The sequence below is a fragment of the Comamonas testosteroni ATCC 11996 genome, from assembly GCF_000241525.1.
In the GTDB taxonomy this organism is placed as follows: Bacteria; Pseudomonadota; Gammaproteobacteria; order Burkholderiales; family Burkholderiaceae_C; genus Comamonas; species Comamonas testosteroni.
The window spans coordinates 15,906-33,135 of the sequence record NZ_AHIL01000013.1 but is presented as its reverse complement, the minus strand read 5'-3'; the positions used below and the strand labels follow the sequence as shown (position 1 = coordinate 33,135).

General features: G+C 58.6%; 7 protein-coding genes. 3 read left to right on the top strand and 4 right to left on the bottom strand.

Annotated elements, in window-relative coordinates; translation table 11 throughout:
- Window positions 1-46: 46 nt before the first annotated feature.
- Genes CTATCC11996_RS24820 through CTATCC11996_RS06800 form a run of 3 tightly spaced genes read right to left on the bottom strand, consistent with a single transcriptional unit; the run spans window position 47 to window position 13,365 of the window.
- Complete coding sequence (locus CTATCC11996_RS24820) at window positions 47-322, bottom strand: colicin immunity domain-containing protein (protein WP_003074422.1); 276 nt, start codon at window positions 320-322, stop codon at window positions 47-49.
- Window positions 319-11,634: a hemagglutinin repeat-containing protein gene (locus tag CTATCC11996_RS06805; RefSeq protein WP_003074420.1), complete on the bottom strand. Its 11,316-nt coding sequence runs from the start codon at window positions 11,632-11,634 to the stop codon at window positions 319-321. Before CTATCC11996_RS06805 ends, CTATCC11996_RS24820 begins: the two co-directional genes overlap by 4 nt.
- A gap of 9 nt (window positions 11,635-11,643) precedes the next feature.
- The gene (locus CTATCC11996_RS06800) at window positions 11,644-13,365 is read right to left on the bottom strand and encodes a ShlB/FhaC/HecB family hemolysin secretion/activation protein (RefSeq protein ID WP_003074418.1); all 1,722 of its coding nucleotides are present in this window, start codon (window positions 13,363-13,365) and stop codon (window positions 11,644-11,646) included.
- A gap of 871 nt (window positions 13,366-14,236) precedes the next feature.
- Between CTATCC11996_RS06800 and CTATCC11996_RS06795 the strand changes: the two genes are divergently transcribed.
- Window positions 14,237-14,719 carry a methyltransferase family protein gene (locus CTATCC11996_RS06795; RefSeq protein WP_050878826.1) on the top strand — a complete coding sequence of 161 codons (483 nt, stop codon included), beginning with the start codon at window positions 14,237-14,239 and terminating at the stop codon, window positions 14,717-14,719.
- Window positions 14,720-15,445: 726 nt separating this feature from the next.
- Here CTATCC11996_RS06795 and CTATCC11996_RS06785 read toward each other — a convergent pair.
- On the bottom strand, window positions 15,446-15,664 hold the full coding sequence (locus CTATCC11996_RS06785; RefSeq protein ID WP_003074408.1) for a DUF7661 family protein: 219 nt from the start codon (window positions 15,662-15,664) through the stop codon (window positions 15,446-15,448).
- A 285-nt stretch (window positions 15,665-15,949) separates the two neighbouring features.
- On the opposite strand from CTATCC11996_RS06785, the gene CTATCC11996_RS06780 reads away from it, so the two are divergent.
- Window positions 15,950-16,132 carry a hypothetical protein gene (locus tag CTATCC11996_RS06780; protein WP_003074406.1) on the top strand — a complete coding sequence of 61 codons (183 nt, stop codon included), beginning with the start codon at window positions 15,950-15,952 and terminating at the stop codon, window positions 16,130-16,132.
- Window positions 16,133-16,333: 201 nt separating this feature from the next.
- Window positions 16,334-17,086 carry an SDR family oxidoreductase gene (locus CTATCC11996_RS06775; RefSeq protein WP_003074403.1) on the top strand — a complete coding sequence of 251 codons (753 nt, stop codon included), beginning with the start codon at window positions 16,334-16,336 and terminating at the stop codon, window positions 17,084-17,086.
- The last annotated feature ends 144 nt before the right edge of the window (window positions 17,087-17,230 follow it).

Here is a 17,230-nt window from a genome sequence, read left to right as displayed (position 1 = left end):
CAAGCCTACGGCCTGCGGCGCAGCGATTGATGCAACAACGCCCCAACTAGTCGGACAGATACTTCTTCAATATGGTAGAAACTTCATACTTTAATTGTTCTTCATCAAATTCATAAACTTCTCGCAGCTCATCGTCAGCACAATACATATCGGCTGCACAAAATATACTAGATAAACATTCACTTAATCGGGACTCGTCTTTCTGAAGAATACCATTATCTCTTTCAATTCTCCAGAGGTCGATATATGAATCTGAGAAAGATGTAGCAGAAATTTTTCCTGCTACAAAGGATGTAGCGATTTCAAAGAGAGAGGAACTCAACGTAAAACTCCATTTTTCATATAATTTTCGTACTGAGGCGTGCCAGGGGATAATTTGAATCCAGTCACAAAAATTCCTTTTCCATCCAAAATTACGGCATTATTTGTTTGCGGATCGAAAAAGACTTTTGAATCCTTTACAAAACCATAAGTGCCATGTGCAATAGTACTTGGTGATTTCATATGAGATTCAATAGCTGCGCCAAATTGATTGAGTGTATCAGGATTTTTTTTAGTAGTTATCACACCAAAATCTGAGGCGTGCTTGAATTTTTTATCTAGTTGCTGCTGAGAAATATTCTTCAACTCGCCAGATACTCCCACGCCATCTTCAGAATCATTTTTTTCACTAAAAACTGGCCCTATCCCAGGCAACGGCTCTGCAGGCTTTCCGGGCAGGATACTATCCCCCGGCTTCTGAGGATCCAGTGGTTTGCCACCCACAACCCCGCTCTCTTTCGGCCCCTCCGCTGGATATGTCGTCGACGTCCCCCCTGGTATGGGGTTTGTGGTCTTGTCATTGCCCGTGTGGCTCGGCCCCGGCTTCGGTCCGTAGCCACCACCGTAGCCAGGTATCTGATCCGCCAGACTCGGTTGTTTCGCCTCAAACTCCTGGGTCAACTGTGCAGCCAACCATGCCGCCGCTGCCGCCGGCAGCAGATTCATGCACACGCTACTGCTCGCGCACGTGCGCAATAGCGCTTGGCCGGCCTGGTCCAACAACCTCAGCCCTCCCGGTCCAAGGCGTTGTGCCTGCTGAACGGTGCCATTCACGACGTTGTTTATAAAAACTAGGTTGTTCTGCGCAGCCTCATTGAGCGCACCGGCTCCTGCTGCCGCACCACCAGCGGCGCTGCCAGCCCCCAGAGCTAGCAAGCCCGTCAGCGCGGCCGCTGTGCTTGGCTCGACCCCTTGCCCAATCAGATAGCCTGCGACATGCGGCGCAGCAACACTAGTGAGCCCTGCACCTGCCGCACCGGCCACTCCACCACCTAATCCGCCAAGTAGTGCATGGCCACCAGCGCGGCATGCGCCATCCGGCCCCCAGCAACGTGCCTCTTCTTCATTTTTGGAATTGGCAAATCGAGTATTGGCATATTCACCCCATGACTTGGCCGCCTGCTTGCCAAACTCCGCCGTGATTGCCACCTGCGCATCGATGTCGCGCTGCACCTTGTTCTGATCAAATATCCGCTCAATACCCGTGGCATCGCCCGTGCGCACGCTCTGGTCGCCAGCAATGCCGGAGATACCCGCCGTGGTGGTGCCCTGGGCGCTGCCGCTGTCCTGGCCTACGCCGGCTCCCACGCCCTTGACGCCGAACTTGCCCGCATCGTTGCCCACGCTGGCATTGACCCCCACGGCCTGGCCTTCGTAGCGGGCGCTGTTGTGCAGGTCGCTGGTGGTGAGTGCGCCTTCGGTGCTGAAACGGTTCTTGTCCTGATCTATCGCCGTCTGGTTGCTGGCGATGACACCGCCCTTGAGGTCGGTGTCGCCCTTGACGCTGACCTGGAAGCCGCCGTCCCCTGCCTGTATGCCGCTTTGCTCGGTGACGCTTTGGTAGTTGCTGTTGACCTTGCTCTGGCCGGCATTCAATCCGCCGCCAATGGGCACGCCTGCGGGGCTGATGGTGAGGCTGCCGCCCACCGTCTGGTTGCGGCTGGCGTAGCTGCTGCTGTCCTGCAGGCTTTCGAGTTTGAGATCGCCACCCACTTCGGCCACCACCTGTTTGCCGCTGACCACGGCCCCCTTGAGGTCGGTGTCGCCACCGGACTGGAGAGTGACGCTGTTGCCTGCGGCTATATGGGTGTTGGTGTGGGTGAGATCGTCACCGGCCTGATTGCCACGGCCTTTGCTGGCACTGACGGTAATGCCAGTCTGCTGCCCCACGCTCACGCCGATACTGCCGGAGCTGGAGCTGCTGTTGCCGCTGAGGCTTGCCGTATTCTGTGCCGCCTGCAAGCGGATATCGCCTTCTGCGGCCAAGGTGGCGTCCTGGCCGGCAGTGATATCCGAGCCGCGCACCAGGATGGAGCTGTCCGCCCCCGCCCCTTGGGCAACGATGTTGACGTTACCGCCGGCCTTGACGGTGCTGCCACGTGCGCCGTCGCTGGTTTGTGCCGTGTTGCTCTGGCTTTTGCTGGAGCCCAGACTGACGGAGATGGAGGCGGCCTTGGAGGGGTCTCCGCCGGCCAGCGCCTTGGCAGCGCCCTGCAACTCGCCCACGGAGTTCTTGACGTTCAACGCCGTCGCCGCTGCTGCCAGGGCCTGCATGCGGCCGCTGCTGGTGTTGCGGGCGGCATCCGCCATGTTGTCGGCTGTCTGTATGGCGCTGATGATGGGGCTGCCGATGCTGACGCTCAAGCCGCTTTGCTTGAAGCGTTGCTCGGTGGCGGAGCTGCCGGTTTCGCGGGCCTCGACGATCTGAACCTCTTTGGCCACGACATTGACGTCGCCCTTGGGGGCCATGACATCGCTGCCGACCTGCTGGTAAGCATTGCCCGCAATGATGTTGACATCGCCGCCCACGCTGCCGACCGTAGATGCTGCGGCCGTGGTGTGGGTGCCCGTCTGATCGGCACTTTGCATACGGCTGCCGATGGTAAAGCCAATGCCTCCGCCGCCGCCAAAGATGCCGCTCTTGGTTTCCTTGCGGTAGTGCTGTTCGCTGGAGGTTTCCTGGGCGGCGGCGATGGTGACGTCTCGGCCCGCCTGCAAGGTGGTTCCGGTGTCGGAGACCACATGGCTGCCGGTAACCGCGATATCGCGGCCGGCGTTGATGGCCACCGTATCTCCGCCCAGATTGCTTCCAACCGCTGTGGTGCTGTGCAGTTGCTCCCGCGTGGTGACGGTCTTGCTGGAGAGAAAGCCTTTGGTGGTGTGCTGATGCGCCTCGTCCAGGCTTTGGCTGGCCTGGCCGGCACTGATCTGGATATCGTTGCCGGCGGACAGGCTCAAGGCCTTGCCTGCATCGATGGTGGCTGCCTTGGCATTGATATCCTGACCTGCACTGAGGTTCACGCGGCCTGCGCCGGTGATCTGCGTGCCCACATCCAGCGTGCTCGACTGGCGCAAGTAGTTCTTGCTGTCCCAGTTGATATCCTGGCTGCTGCCGACCGCAACCGTGTTGAGGTTCAGGTTGTTGCCAGCGGTGAGCACGGTGGCTCCGGTGCCCGCATTCTGTATCTGCGCAGCCGTGAGATTGAGGTTGTTGCCCGCACTGGCGACCAGCACGCCGGCCGGCCCGGATACATAGATGCCCGCGACACGATCGATCCCTGTCTGGGTAAAGCGGTTGCCGCCTGCCTGGTTGGCACTGCTTTGCGTGGTGGTTGTGAGGTTCAGGTCACGCCCTGCGGACACGGTGGCCGAGTCCACGCCCTTGATGATGCCTGCGAGGTTGTCAAAGTCCTGCCGGGCGGCAAGTTTGACGTCGTTGCCGGACATCTGGCCGCCCAGATTCTGGATGTTCTCGGCGGTGATGTTCAAGGTGTTGCGGCCCGCAATGCTGCCGCTGTTGATGGCATTGCCGGAGAGGATCAGATTCACATCCGAGGCTGCCAGCAAGGTGCCTGTGCCGTCCAGATCGCCTGGCTTGACCCTTACATACACTTGCGGAACCAGAACGCTTTGCTTGCTGCCGTCGGCCAATGTCACTTCCTTGGTGACCAGCCAGACGATGTCGCTGGTCAGTTGCGCCACCTGTGCCGCACTGAGCTCCACGCCAGGGCGCAAGCCCTGGGCCTGGGCGAAGGTTGCGCCGTTTTGCAGCAAATCTTTGTATTGCTCGTCGTTGCTGGTGTAGTTGCCCAGGAATCGGCGTCCGGTGAGCTGCCCGATTTGCTGCTGCACCAGTTGCTGCTCATAGAACCCGTCGCCCAGGCGCTTTTGAACGGTGCCGGGGTCCATCTGCAGAGCCTGGAGCATGTAGTCCGAAGACAGCCAGTTTTTATATTGCGTGAACTTGGGGTCTGTCTCCACCAGATAGCGGGAGCCTGCTTCAGGGTGCTGGCGATACAGGGAGGTCCCGGGTATCTGGGTGTTGGGCTGGGCGGTGCGAATATTGACCTGAGAGGACGCCGATTTGGCATTGGAGGCATCCGCAGCCGTACTCTCGGGGGTCGCGGCTGCGCCGACCTTTGCAGAGGCCTGCGCTTGAGCGCTGCCCCCTTGCGCCGCCACTCCCGCTACGGCATTGCTTGTGATCTGCCCCTGGGTCTGCGTTGCGGTGGCTGCACCAGCGGCCGGGCCTGCCTGCGTTCCCTGCACGGCTCCAGGAGCTACGGAATGATTGATGGCATCCACGGCGCCCGCAGCAGATGCCTGTGCCTGCACCGCTGAAATGGCGCTGGCTCCCGGCGCTGCGCCGGTCGAGGGGTTCGCAGCGTGCTCGGTGTATGTGTAGGAGGCCAGTGTTTGCGTCTTGATTGCGCCTACAGGTGCATAGTCCGAGCCGCTGTACTTGCGGTTTGGAGTGCTGGAGCCGCCCTTCCAGGTGCTGTAGACATAGCCTTGATCGACGGATTGGACCTCTACGGCTGTCGCTCGGTTGTCGAGCGAGCCGCCCGTCGCATTGATCGTTCCACCCGCCAGGATGGTGCTGTCCTGATTCAGGAGCTTGCTGGATGGATTCGATCCATTCCAATGCAGATTGCCGCCTGCCACGATTTTTCCGGGGGAGGATTGCGTCACTTGCGCACTTTGCTCAGTGCGGCTGTAGTCGTAGAAGACAAACTCCCCAATCCAGCGATTGCGAATATCTTGGTAGAAGGCATCCAGCTTCGCGTCCAAGGCGGCATCCGCTGCATTGCGGGCGTCCAGCAGGGGTTTGTAGGCGTTGTATTCGTCTACGTTTGCCTGAGTGACCTGGACATACTGGCCCCCGCTATCGGAGCTGTCGATGGCGTGATAGCCTACTTTGCAGCTTTCCAGAGCAGCGCAGGGATTGGTGCCGCTTAAAACAGGTGCAGGCCCGGTATAGGGCTGCACGCCAAAGTCGCTCCAGATTCGGTGGTCGGCTGCGTAATGCGCACCGCTGATCACAATAGGCGTGGCAGCACTGTCCTCTGATGAATAGGTGTATCCAATGATTCGGTTGCCGCTGTACTGCATATAGCCCTGAACCCGCTGGCCGTTGTCATCGACATAGCTGGGGCTGTAGTAAGGCGCATATTTCGCGAACGGATATTGTTCGGAAGGCAACAGCAAGCCTTTGTAGTACTGGTCGAAGGCTGTCGTTTCACCGGTAGTGAATGAGCAGGTTTCTCCGCCCATGCTGCAACGCCAGTCATTGCCGCTGACCACGAAGCTGATGTCCTGCGGCCCAGAGCCACCAACCTTGCCATTGGAGATCAGCAGAACGTCGCTGCCCTTGTAGCGCTGGCCGTTAGGTGCTTGAAATTCAATAATCTTTTGAGGCTGGCCGTCGACCAATGTCCACTGCAGATGCTCATTGGTATTGCGAACCTGGTCATGCCCCAGCACCATGCTGCCGGCAGACTCCAGCGTGGCGCTGTTGTTGTTGAGCGTCTGCCCCGCGCCTGTGGCATGCCAATTTGAATCGAGCGCCCCACCCGTGAAGAGATTTCCTGCGCTATAGATCAGTGCGTTTTCTCGGTTGGTGATGTTTTGAACACCCAGGTCCATGCGCTCTCGCGCAGCAATCGTGGCAGCCTGGGTGATGCCTGCAACCGTTTCTTCCTGATTGGTCAGCGCGTTGGCCGCAATCGCTACCCGGTCACCATAGATGCGGCCGGTGCCAACGTTGTTGATATTGCCGGCCTTAATGCGGGTGTCGGCACCGTCGATCAGCCCGCGGTTGGTCAAGGTGTCGGAGATGGTGAGCTGCGTTGTCTGTCCACTCAGCAGTTCACCCGTGGCCTGGTTGTCCAGGTTGCTGGCGTTGACGGTCAGGTTCTTTCCGGCTTGGACGGTGACCGGGTTTGTCAATGTGCCCGTGGCTTGCAGCTGCAGGTTGCCGCCAGCCTGCAAGGTGCCCGCCAGGGTATGGTCGCCTTGCAAATTCAGACTGACGTCACCGCGCGAGGCAATCTCTCCGGCGCCGTTCAGGCTGCCTGTGCGAATGTCCACATTCTGATCGGCAACGATTTGACCCGCGTTGTTGCTGATGTTCAGTGTGGGAGTGGCGGCCTGGTCGGCGGCAATCTTCAGCAGCTTGCCGGCACTGAGCTCGCCACGATCATTGATCAGTTGGCCATCGCTCAGAATCGTCAAGTCCTGGCCTGCACGCACAGCCCCCTGGCTGTTGTCCAGCTTGGCAGCGGTCACGGAAATCGTGCTGGCTTCCAGGCCCAGCGCTTGTGCGCTCCCATCGCTGTTCAAAGCCAGGGTGTTCTGGTTATCGATACTTCCGGCCTGGACCGTCAATGCCTGCCCTACCCGGATCAGCCCTGCCTGATTGGTCAGAGTGCCGCCACCGAGGTTGATGCCTGCTGCCTGCACCGCAAGAATCTGGCTGCCCGTGTTGTCGATGCCTGTTGCTTGCAGATTGAGATGTGCACCGCTGTAAATTTGCGCCGCCTGCGCACTCTTCTCGGTGCTGTTGATCGCGCCGCTGCTCGTGATGTTCAGGTCGGTCTGGGCACTGATCAGACCGCCCTGGTTGTTCAACGTGCCACTGTGAATGTCCAGTTGTGCGCCGGCGACCAAGCCCAGAGAACCTGTGCTGCTGCGGCTTGCCTGGTTGCTCAGGGCTTGCTCGTGGGTGTCAATGCTGAGATTGCGACCTGCAGCCACCAGGCCTGCATCGTTGTCCATCTGGCCGGTCGAGAAGATGGCGTCTCGTCCCGAGACGATCTTGCCTTGAGCGTTTTGCAGTTGATTGCCTGCACCGTCCAGTGTGAGACGAATATCGTTGTCTGCCTGGATCAGGCCTGCAGCGTTTTTGACGGCATTCGTTGTGGTGTGAAGATTGAGGTCGCCTTGAACTGCAACCAGGGTGCCCTGGGTGTTGTCCCAACCCGTCGCTGTGGCCGTCACGCTTTGCTGGCCTGCAACCATGCCGCCGGTGTTGTCGACATCCGCAGAGCTGGTGAGCGTGGTTGCCCCGTTGCCGATGATTTTGCCGCGTGTGTTGTGGAGTCCAGCCGTATCCACGCGAAGCTGGCCGGAGCCAGCATGACCGATCATCCCGTCCGTGTTGTCAAGCAGCCCGCCGGAGACCAAGGTGAAGTCCTGCGCATTGGCAACGATGCGTCCCGCGCTATTGTTGATGGCGCCAGCACTGTGAATGCCTGCAACGGGGTTGGCGGCTGCGGAAGCCGTATCCGTCTGCTGGATGACACCTTCGGTATTGTTGATCTCGCCGACATCGATGCTGAGCTGCCCACCACTGAGCTGCGCCTTGGAGCTGTCGAGTTTTTGTCCGGCGGTGCTGGAAATGCTCAGCAATCCGGGTGTGCTGATCCTGGCCTGAGCAGCGTGAATGTCTCCCGTCGTCGCGCTCAGCGTCACGTCTGCGCCAGTGCTTCCGGTGGTGCTGCCTTGAAGATCGAGGCTTGCGGCTTTCAGGTTCAATGCGCCTGTCGCCAGTGCCTGCCCATTGGTTTGCAGGCTGCCGGAGGTCACTGCCGTCAATGCACCGCTGCCCGTCAGCTGTCCATTGGCGGCCATGCCGGCTGCCAGAACATTGGCAGCACCGCCAGCAAAGCTGCCTGCGGTGAGCGACAGATTTTTGGCCGCAGCAATGGTGCCTTGATTGCTGAGCGCACCGGCCACATCCAGGGTCTGTTCACCAGCTGCGTACAGCGTTGCGCTGTTGTCCAAGCTGGTGGCAGTGGTTTTGAGATCCTTGGCAGCATAGAGGTTGCTGCTGTTGGTGATGGCTTGGGCATTGACCGTGAGGCTGCCGCCTTGGCTTTGAATGCCTGTGGCATTTCCTGAAGCGGCCGTACGGGTGTTGCCCAGGTCTGCGCTTGTCAGTTGCAGGTCGCCATTTGAGGAGATCAGTCCGTCGCTGTTGGTGACATTGCCGCTGCTGGCCAAAGACAGGGTTCCGTTGCCAACGATCTGTCCGCGGGTGTTGTCAAGGCTGGATGTCTGCAATGCGCCGTGCCTTGAGCCGGCATGACTGATCAGCCCATCTGTATTGTCCAGCGCACCGGATTGAAGCTTCAGATTTGCAGCGTTAACAACAATGCGCCCGGCGTTGTTGTTCAGTGCGCCGCCCCCCAGATTGATATCCAGATCAGCGCCCCCGGACTGCTCAATGCTTCCCTGATGGTTGTTTAACTGCCCGACCTGGATTTGCAGTTGCTGGCCGGCCAGGCGGCCTGCGGTGTTGTCCAGCGTTTGACCTGCAACCGTGCTGGCAGTAATCGACAGCTTGCCTGGTGTGCTGACTTTTGATCCCGCCGTGACAATGTTGCCCTGGGCGGCACTCAGATTCACATCTGCATTGGCACTGCCTACCGTTGCACTTCCCAGATCCAGGCTGCCGCCGCCGAGGTTGACGTTGTTTGCAGCCAATGCCTGGCCGGCTGTCTGCAATCCAGCCGAAGTGGTGACGTTCAGAGTCCCGGGATTGGCGAGTTTTCCATCGGCAGCCATGCCTGCGGCCAGCACATTGCTGCCAGTGCCTGCAAACGAGGCGGCTGTCAGGTTCAGGTCCTGGGCAGCGGCAATGGTTCCGCTGTTCGTTACTACACCTGCGGCATTCAGTGTCTGCTCGCCTCCTGCGTAGAAGGTGCCGCTGTTGCCCAGGCTGGAAGTGGTCGTAGCCAGGTTCTTCGCAGCCTGGATGGTCCCGCTGTTATCGAGCTGCTGAACGTTCAGATGAACATCACCCGTCTGGCTTTGAATGCCTTTGGCGGTGCTGGCCGCAGGGGTGATGCCGTTGATCAATTGAGCACTGGTAATGTCGAGCTGATCGACCGCAGAGATCAATCCGTCGGTGTTGTCGAGCTTGCCCGCGTTGATGCTGAGCTGCGTTGCACTGATCTGTCCGAGGGTGTTGTCCAGGCGCTGGCTGCTCGAGCCGTCGGCTCGGATGGCCAAAAGAGCTGCGCTGCTGATGCGGGCGCCACCCGTCTGGATGTCGCCGCTTTGTGCCGTCAGGCTCATATTGCCTGCGGTGCTTGCTGCGCTGCCTTGCCTGAGATCCAGACTTGCGGCATCGAGGCTGACATTGCCTGCTGCCAGAATTTGTCCGGCGCTTTGCAGATTTCCTGATGCAGTTGCAGTCAGGACACCCGCTGCGGCAAGCTTGCCATCAGCAGCCATGCCCGCAGCCAGGACATGGGTGGCGGCGCCATTGAAACTCCCTGTTTGCACCGTCAGGTTCTGGGCTGCGCCAATCGTTCCGGTATTGGTCGTGCTGCCATCAACGGTCAGTGCCTGGCTGCCTGCCGAATACATGACTCCGCTGTTGCCAAGAGTCGATGCATGTGTCTCCAGTGCCTGCGCCGCATGGACGCTGCCGCTGTTGCTCAAGGCCTGGGCTTGTGCGCGCAGGGAGCCATTGCTCACAATACGTGCACCATCCGCTACGGCGGGTTGGCTGCTACTTTGGGTGTTGTTGAGCAGTTGGCCTTGGCTACTCAGGTTGAAGCTTCCGCCACCGGCATGCAGCAGCTGGCCTGCCGTGTTATCGATGTTCCCGGCAGCAATATCCAGCCTACCCGCTGCGGTTTGAATCACGCCAGCTCTGTTGTCCAGACTCCCCTGCAAGGCGATTGTCTGGTCGCTGCTGCCGCTTTGGACGATCTGTCCGCCGACATTGCTCAGAGCGTTGGCTTGAACACTGAGGGTGGATGCCTGTACTCGCGCACTATCTGTCGTGAGTGTCCGGCCCGTTTGCAGATCCATTTTCTCGGTTGCCAACAACTGACTGCCTTTGGCTTGCAAGTCACCTGTTGTGGCTTGCAGTTGCAAGGTTTTAGCCTGCTGACGGGACGAAGACAGGTCAAGGCTTGCACCTCGCATCTGCACATTGCGGGTGGCCAGCGCCTGGCCTGAGGTTTGCAGCTGTGCATCTGCATGCACGCTCAGATTTCTATCCCCGAGCAACTGGCCATCCGTTTGCAGGCCAGCCGCCCAGACTGTGGCATCTCGGGCTTGAATCTGCGCTCCAGCCCCTGCAGCCTGAATAGAGACATCACCCGAGGCAGCCACCGTGCCACTGTGTGTCTGGCTCGCCTGCGAACTCAACTGGACGTTGCCGCCGCCATAGATGGCACCGCTTTGCTCTACCGCACCACGCGTGTTCACGACAACATCGGAGCTGCTGGATTGAATGGAGCCGCTGTTGTTGAGCCAGCCTTCACTGTTCAAGGTGAGGCTTGCACCACTGGCCTGGAGCAGGCCGGCGTTTCGAACACCCAGGCCAGACTCGGTGCCGACGATAAAGATCTTGCCCGCATACATGCCGCCCAATTGAGCGACGTCCAGGGCGAACTGAGGTTTCGCAGGCTCTGCGCCTGTCGCACCGGGGTTGCTTTGCTGGACATTGCCGTCGGTGGCAATCTGGTTGACGCCTGTGACCACACGCAAATCCTGGGCCCACAGCCCGGCGTTCAGCGAGATGGCTCTTGCAAGGATGTTGGCGTAATCTGCCTTGGTGGCATCAAGCCCATTGCCCTGGATGCTGATGAGACCGCCTTGCACATTCAAACCATCAACAGCTCCGTTGGCTCCGTACAGCGGTCTGCCCGTCGTCAGGGTCACGCCTGCAGCATTGATGAAGGACAGGCCATCGACCACCAGACCCGAAGGGTTGGCAATGATGACGTCCGCTCGCTGGCCTGCGACTTCCAGCGGCCCCATCAGGCGCGATTGCGCCGCTGAGTTGACTTCATTGACGATGACTCTGGCGCCGCCATTGGCAAGCCATGGGTTGCCTTGCACCCAGCCACCAATCTGGGTTTGCACATTAGTGCGGCTGTTGTTGAGGATGGCGCCCTTTTGCCCGATGTCGAACTGCTGATAGGTGTTGCGGCTGACGCCACCTGCAGAAGGGGTCTGGATGTTGACCGTGGGCGTGCCGTTGGCTGATTCCAGAACCGTGGGGCGCTGGCGATTGGGGGCCGAGGGGTCGGCAATGATTTGCGCAAAACCGGCAGGCCCCCCCAGAGCCAGGGCCAGCATGCCTGCTGTCTTGGCTGCAGCAGAGAGCGGGAAATCGCTCAGGAAGGACTTGGCAGTGCGCAAACTGCCCACCGACAAGGCGCCTGAATCACAAGCGCCTGTCTGTGTGCTGCCATTGCTGGCCTTGCCTTCGCTGGAAGCTGTTTCCTGCACCACCATCCGGATGCCACGCGCTTTGTTGAAGATAACGCGATGAAGATTCTTGTTCATGACGATGCCTCAGAAACTGTAGGCCAGGCTCAGAGCCAGGTTGGTGTGGGAGGTTCGGAAGTGCTCCGGCTTTTTGACAGGCGTTGCCACAAAGACTTCATAGGAGAAGTTGCGCCAGGCACCGCGCAGGCCGATGGCCGCGCCGGTCAATGACCGGCCCACCAGGTACTTCGCAGAAGGCCCGCTGACATGGCCGGTGTCCAGACCCACAAAGGCCTCGGCATTGCCCGCAGCGCCCAGATTCAAGGGGGTGCTGAGCTCGTTGCGCCAGTACCAGCCACGCTCTGCCAGCAAGGTGCTCTCTCCATCGAAGCCCCGTACGGTGTAACGGCCGCCAATGCCAATGCGGTCTTGTGGCGTCAACGCGGTCTTGTTCCACTGGCCATGCCAGTTGCTGCTGAGTCTGAGCTTGGTGCCGCCCAGCTCGAAGGGCTTGGACAATGCCAGATCGGCGATGAAGAGCTTCATGCGCGAAGTGCCTTCACCAAAGGGCTCCTCTGGCGCGTGCAAGGCCGCAAAAGCACCTGTGCCTCGCTTGTAGGCCAGGTTGGCATCCAGGATGGCATTGCCCAGATAGCTGCGCTGGTTCAGGCTCAGCTCAAAACCCGAGGTGCGCCTGCGCTGTACATCGATTTCTACATCGTCGATGTAGTTGTTGGAGGTCCGCTGGAATGCCTTGATGGCGACCGTTGTCTTCGAGGAGGCATTGCGAAACACGACGCGGCTTAGCTTGAGATCCAGGTTGCTGGATTCGCCGCTGTAGGTGTAGTTCTGATAGGCGCCGGCCACGCCTTGGTGGTATTTGTTATAGGAGCCGGACAGGGCTGCCAGCCAGTACCCAAAAGGCACGGAATACTGCGCTGCACGGGTCTCGGTGCCACGGTTGCCACCATTGCCCATACCCCCGCCGAAGCTGAAATACATCAGATCATTCAGGCCCAGCGGGTTGTCCCAGGACACAGTACCCGTGCCTTGGACTTTGCCTGTAGATCTGGTGCCGCCATTATCCAGGGCGACGTTAAAGCGCAGCGGGTTTAATTTCTTATAGGTAATCATCAAATCACTTTGACCGGGTTCGGCATCCGGGCCTTCGGCGGGAGTGATTTGAATATCGGCATCTGCCGTTGGAACACGCTTGAGGTTTTCCAAGCCTTGCTCAATATCACGCAGTTGCAGCAGCTCGCCAGGTTTGGACGGCAGCGCTGCAATAAGCGAAGTGTCTCCTGTGCTGTCCGGGGTAAATCGGATGGAGCGGAGAACGCCGGGAATAAAAGCAACGGTCAAGACACCGCCCTGGAGGTTCTGCGGCACCACCATGACCCGGGAGGTCACGTAGCCATGCTCAAGCACTGCCTGCTGCATCCGGGCCAATATGACCTCTACACCCTTGGCCCCAACGCAAGGCCTGGCACTCAGATCAATACCCGCTGACGCCTTGAGCCACGGGACTTGATCAAGTTTTTCTCCTGTCAATTCAAGGGTATGCAGCGCAAAGCAGGGAGTCTCGCTCTTGGGCATCTCCAGCTCAACGGCCTTGGTGCGCGGCTGCAAGGTATCTGCATTGGGTGCCATGCGCTCACGCAGCTCCCGTTCACGCTCTTGCTGTCGTTGCAACTGCTGCTGTTCAATGGCAGCACCGGATAGCTGCGCCAAGGCAGGAGCTGCAAAGCTCAGTACGGCAGCAAATAGTGCCGACAATTGAAAACGCTTGCCAGGCGCTGTCTCCCTCATATAAGACCTACTTATTCTTTGTGTCATCATTTTTCGCATGAAAACAGCCACGTTTATGGCCGCGGGCAATCATACAAAAGTTACTAATGCAAAATATTTAACGGATAACAAATTTCCTGCAGTGTTTTACCTCCGATGCAGTAGAAAGAGCTTTCACTGCTTTGCGCGATCAGTTCATGTGTTAAATCAAATTTCCCCCGTAAATTTCTGAGTTGATCGAGACGTAGCTTCGCCAACGGCAAAACCTGGATTTCCCCGCCTGCCGCCAAACTCCTTGAAAACCAGGGGGCCGGACTGAGGCACTCAGCGGCCGCGATGCCCTCCCCCGCCAACGACGTCATGCAAGTCAATGCACTCTTGCACGGATACGAAAACGGGGTTTTCACCGCTTCCCGGCTATCAAGGCACGAAAATCAGAAGGCGCTCTCGGCGATCACCGACGGAATATGACGATGGGCCCTAGAAAGCATCAGACGACGGACAGCATGCTAATCAAAGCAGTCAATGATGGGGATAAGAAAATTCTTATTTTTCGGAGCCGGAAACTCAGCTACATCGTTCATATGCCACGAAAAGCTGCATGCCAGGTGCGAAGCATTCGCGCTTATCGCCCTGACCTGCCAGCATCTCGATAATTCCAGCGGGACAAGAAACCAATCCCCTCAAGAAGGTTGACAGCAGGTTTGACGTCATGGGCACATTTACGCTGTCTCTTCGCATCATCCAAGCTGATGCAATGACCGCGCTGGCATTCAACGGCGTGGCATACCGCAAGTTCATACAGCTAGTTCATACAGCCAGTTCATACAGCGTGGGCATGCAGTCGCACATGATTGACCATGAAGTCACTTAAAGCTTTAGGCTTGCATGCATGACTTCTCAATCCCCACCGCAGAACAAATCCTCTTTACTCATGCTGCGGGTGCCGCCGGTGGCGCTGTTCGCTGTGTTTGCCGTGGCAATGTGGCTTCTGCCCGATATCCTGCCGGTCAGATTCACTGCTTCATGGATGGCGGCGCTCATGCTCGCTGCACTGGGCGCAGCGTTCTGCCTCGCCGGTGTTCGGGCATTTCAGCGTGCCCGGACCACGGTGAACCCCATCAACCCGGCAGCATCGACAACGCTGGTGGTCAGCGGGATCTATCGGGTGACACGCAATCCGATGTATCTGGGCTTTGCGCTTTTATTGCTGGCACTCGCCATGTATTTGGGCAAGCTATCAGGATTGCTCCTTGTGCCGCTGTTCATGGCCTACCTTCAGCACTTCCAGATACGACCGGAGGAAAGAGCGCTGCAGGCGCGATTTGGTGCTTTGTTCGTGGCCTATTGCCGGCGGGTACGACGCTGGCTATAGAAGGGTTTGAGCCGGCCCGGGCCACGCCGGCTGGTGTTGACTGCGCACTCGGTGCCATGCACTGCTGCCTTGCAGGCAGATAGACAAAATCAGGCACGCCTCAGGCAAACCCCTTGGCTGTATCGATGTTGGCGCGGCCCAAACCTCCATTCAGGCCGGCTATCCAGAGATTGCAGGGCGTCCATGCCTGCCGCGGACAGATCAGCGGGGGCGCATAGGCCACTTGCCCACCTGACGCTTTGCGCTCGATCACCAGCAAGAGACATGATAGAGCGGCCCAGGCTTGCTGCAGCCAGGTTTTTACGTCCAATCGTCTCTGACTTCGTAAATGACCCAGGCCACCAGCAAGACGACCAGTTGCAGACCAATCAGTTGAATCATGAGAGTAGACATCGTCGCTCTCCTTGAGTGCTTCGATGCAGTCATGGTCCCACTTCGGATGCTCGCCAGCAAATGAAGACAGCTTGCACTTCGCGGGCTTTAGCAGCTATACATTGGGCTGCTCTATCGGATCGCCCGGCAGCTCTGCAGGCGGTTGATCATTGGGCGGATCAATCGGATCCGGCTTGGGCTCCGGCTCTTTGAGCGGGTTCTTGTGAGGGGTCATGGCTGCCATCTCCTTGCAGTGATGAAGTCGGTGCCAAACAGATTGGCGAATGAGTCCTAGACACAATGGGTGGCAGCACCATCGATCCCTGACAAGCAGCGGGTCTCATTCGGTGAGACTCAGGATATCTCGAAGATGTCGCCATCCGACAATGCCGCACTCTCGTGGTAGATGTCGTAGAGGTATTGAGGCAGCTCCTCATAAGTGATCTCAGGAGGGACGGCCAGATCCACCGGGCCAAGCTTTCCATCGAGTCCAACCGCAAAGCAGCGCCATCCCGAGTTGCTGCGCTCTATGGCCAGGATGTCGCCAAACACATTGAATCGGTACTTTTCCATAGCTGCTCCACTGTTGAGCCTTGCATGCTAGCCGCATCTGCTCGCCAGTCTCGGACAATCTGTGGCTCCTGAATTGCCGAACCTGTGCGTCAAGAGCCATCAGCCAGAAGCCTTGTCAGAGCCGATGGGAAGGTGGCATCGCAGTTTTTCGTAGCACTCGCACCCGTCCAGTCCATGCACCAAAGCTGACGTTTTACTTATTGGATAAGGCTTCAAGGTTATTAAAAAGAGTACTGTGGCTCTTGGCGATCAATCTTGATTCGTCATCCAGGACTGGAGGTCTATATGCCGGATAGCCGTATTCCCCCGCCAATCCAGAAGTTCTGGGAAACCACCAAGGAGCTGTTCTCCATGGAAAAGGATTTCCCTGCACCGCCTCAACTAGATCCGCAAGAGCCCACAGACATTGAAAAGAAGCAGGAGGAAGAGAGACTGCTGCGCATGCGCCACAACTACCGATATTGGTAGCCCCGTCTCTTGAGTCCAGCCTTGCGATTGGTTTTCAACCACCTCGACAGGTGGTTTTTTGTTGCCTTGAGATACAAAAGCATGGGCACCGGGCCGGATCAAGCCTAGGGCGAAGTGAAAGAGCAGCGATAAGATGCATCGAGAACCGTGAAGCTGGGGACGAGACTCGCAGCAGAATCAAATGGATCACCCAGGAGTCCCATGAAAAACAAAGTTGTGCTCATCACCGGAGGCAGCCGAGGCATTGGTGCGGCCACCGCCCTGCAAGCAGCAGCAGCAGGCTGGGATGTACTGCTCAGCTTCCATACAGACCAGACGGCAGCCGATGCGGTCGTCTTGCAAATAACGGAAATGGGCAGGCACGCCATGGCCATTCAGGCGGATATGGGCTGCGAAGAGCAGATTCGCCGTCTTTTTGCCGTAGCAGATGTGCAGTTCGGGCGCCTGGACGCCTTGGTCAACAACGCAGGTATTGTGGACACCGCACAGACGCTGGCCGAGTTCAGTTCGCAGCGCCTTGAGCGAATGTTTCGGATCAACACCATAGGCGCTTTTCTCTGCGCTCGCGAAGCGGTGCTTCGCATGAGCACTGCCAATGGCGGCCACGGTGGAGCCATCGTGAATGTGTCCAGCATTGCTGCAAGACTTGGCGCGCCACGCCAGTACGTCGACTACGCGGCATCAAAGGGGGCAGTGGATGTGATGACTCTGGGGCTGGCCAAGGAAGTGGCTGCGGAAGGCATCCGCGTCAACGCTGTCCGCCCCGGTCTCATTGAGACGGATATTCATGCCAGCGGGGGGCAGCCGGACCGGGTTCAGCGCCTGGCGGCTGGCGTTCCCATGAAGCGCGGAGGAACGGCTCTTGAGGTTGCCAATGCAATCGTATGGCTCATCTCGGACGAGTCCCCATACACCACAGGCAGCCTGATCGAGATTTCGGGCGGCAACCTCTGACCAGGCAGCCGCCCAAGCACAGCCAGCCCTCTGGTGCGGGCTTTCATATGTTCTTGCGCTTGAGGCGCACGCGGCAGCGGCCGCCCGCGCTGGCCCCTCTGTGCGGGAATGGTCCTGAGCTGGCAGCAGTGAACGAGTGGATGT

Coding starts and splice junctions, on each gene's coding strand:
- CTATCC11996_RS06775 (WP_003074403.1), top strand. CDS start 16,334: ATGAAAAACAAAGTTGTGCTCATCACCGGAGGCAGCCGAGGCATTGGT.
- CTATCC11996_RS06805 (WP_003074420.1), bottom strand. CDS start 11,634: ATGAACAAGAATCTTCATCGCGTTATCTTCAACAAAGCGCGTGGCATC.
- CTATCC11996_RS06785 (WP_003074408.1), bottom strand. CDS start 15,664: ATGGAAAAGTACCGATTCAATGTGTTTGGCGACATCCTGGCCATAGAG.
- CTATCC11996_RS06795 (WP_050878826.1), top strand. CDS start 14,237: ATGACTTCTCAATCCCCACCGCAGAACAAATCCTCTTTACTCATGCTG.
- CTATCC11996_RS06800 (WP_003074418.1), bottom strand. CDS start 13,365: ATGAGGGAGACAGCGCCTGGCAAGCGTTTTCAATTGTCGGCACTATTT.
- CTATCC11996_RS06780 (WP_003074406.1), top strand. CDS start 15,950: ATGCCGGATAGCCGTATTCCCCCGCCAATCCAGAAGTTCTGGGAAACC.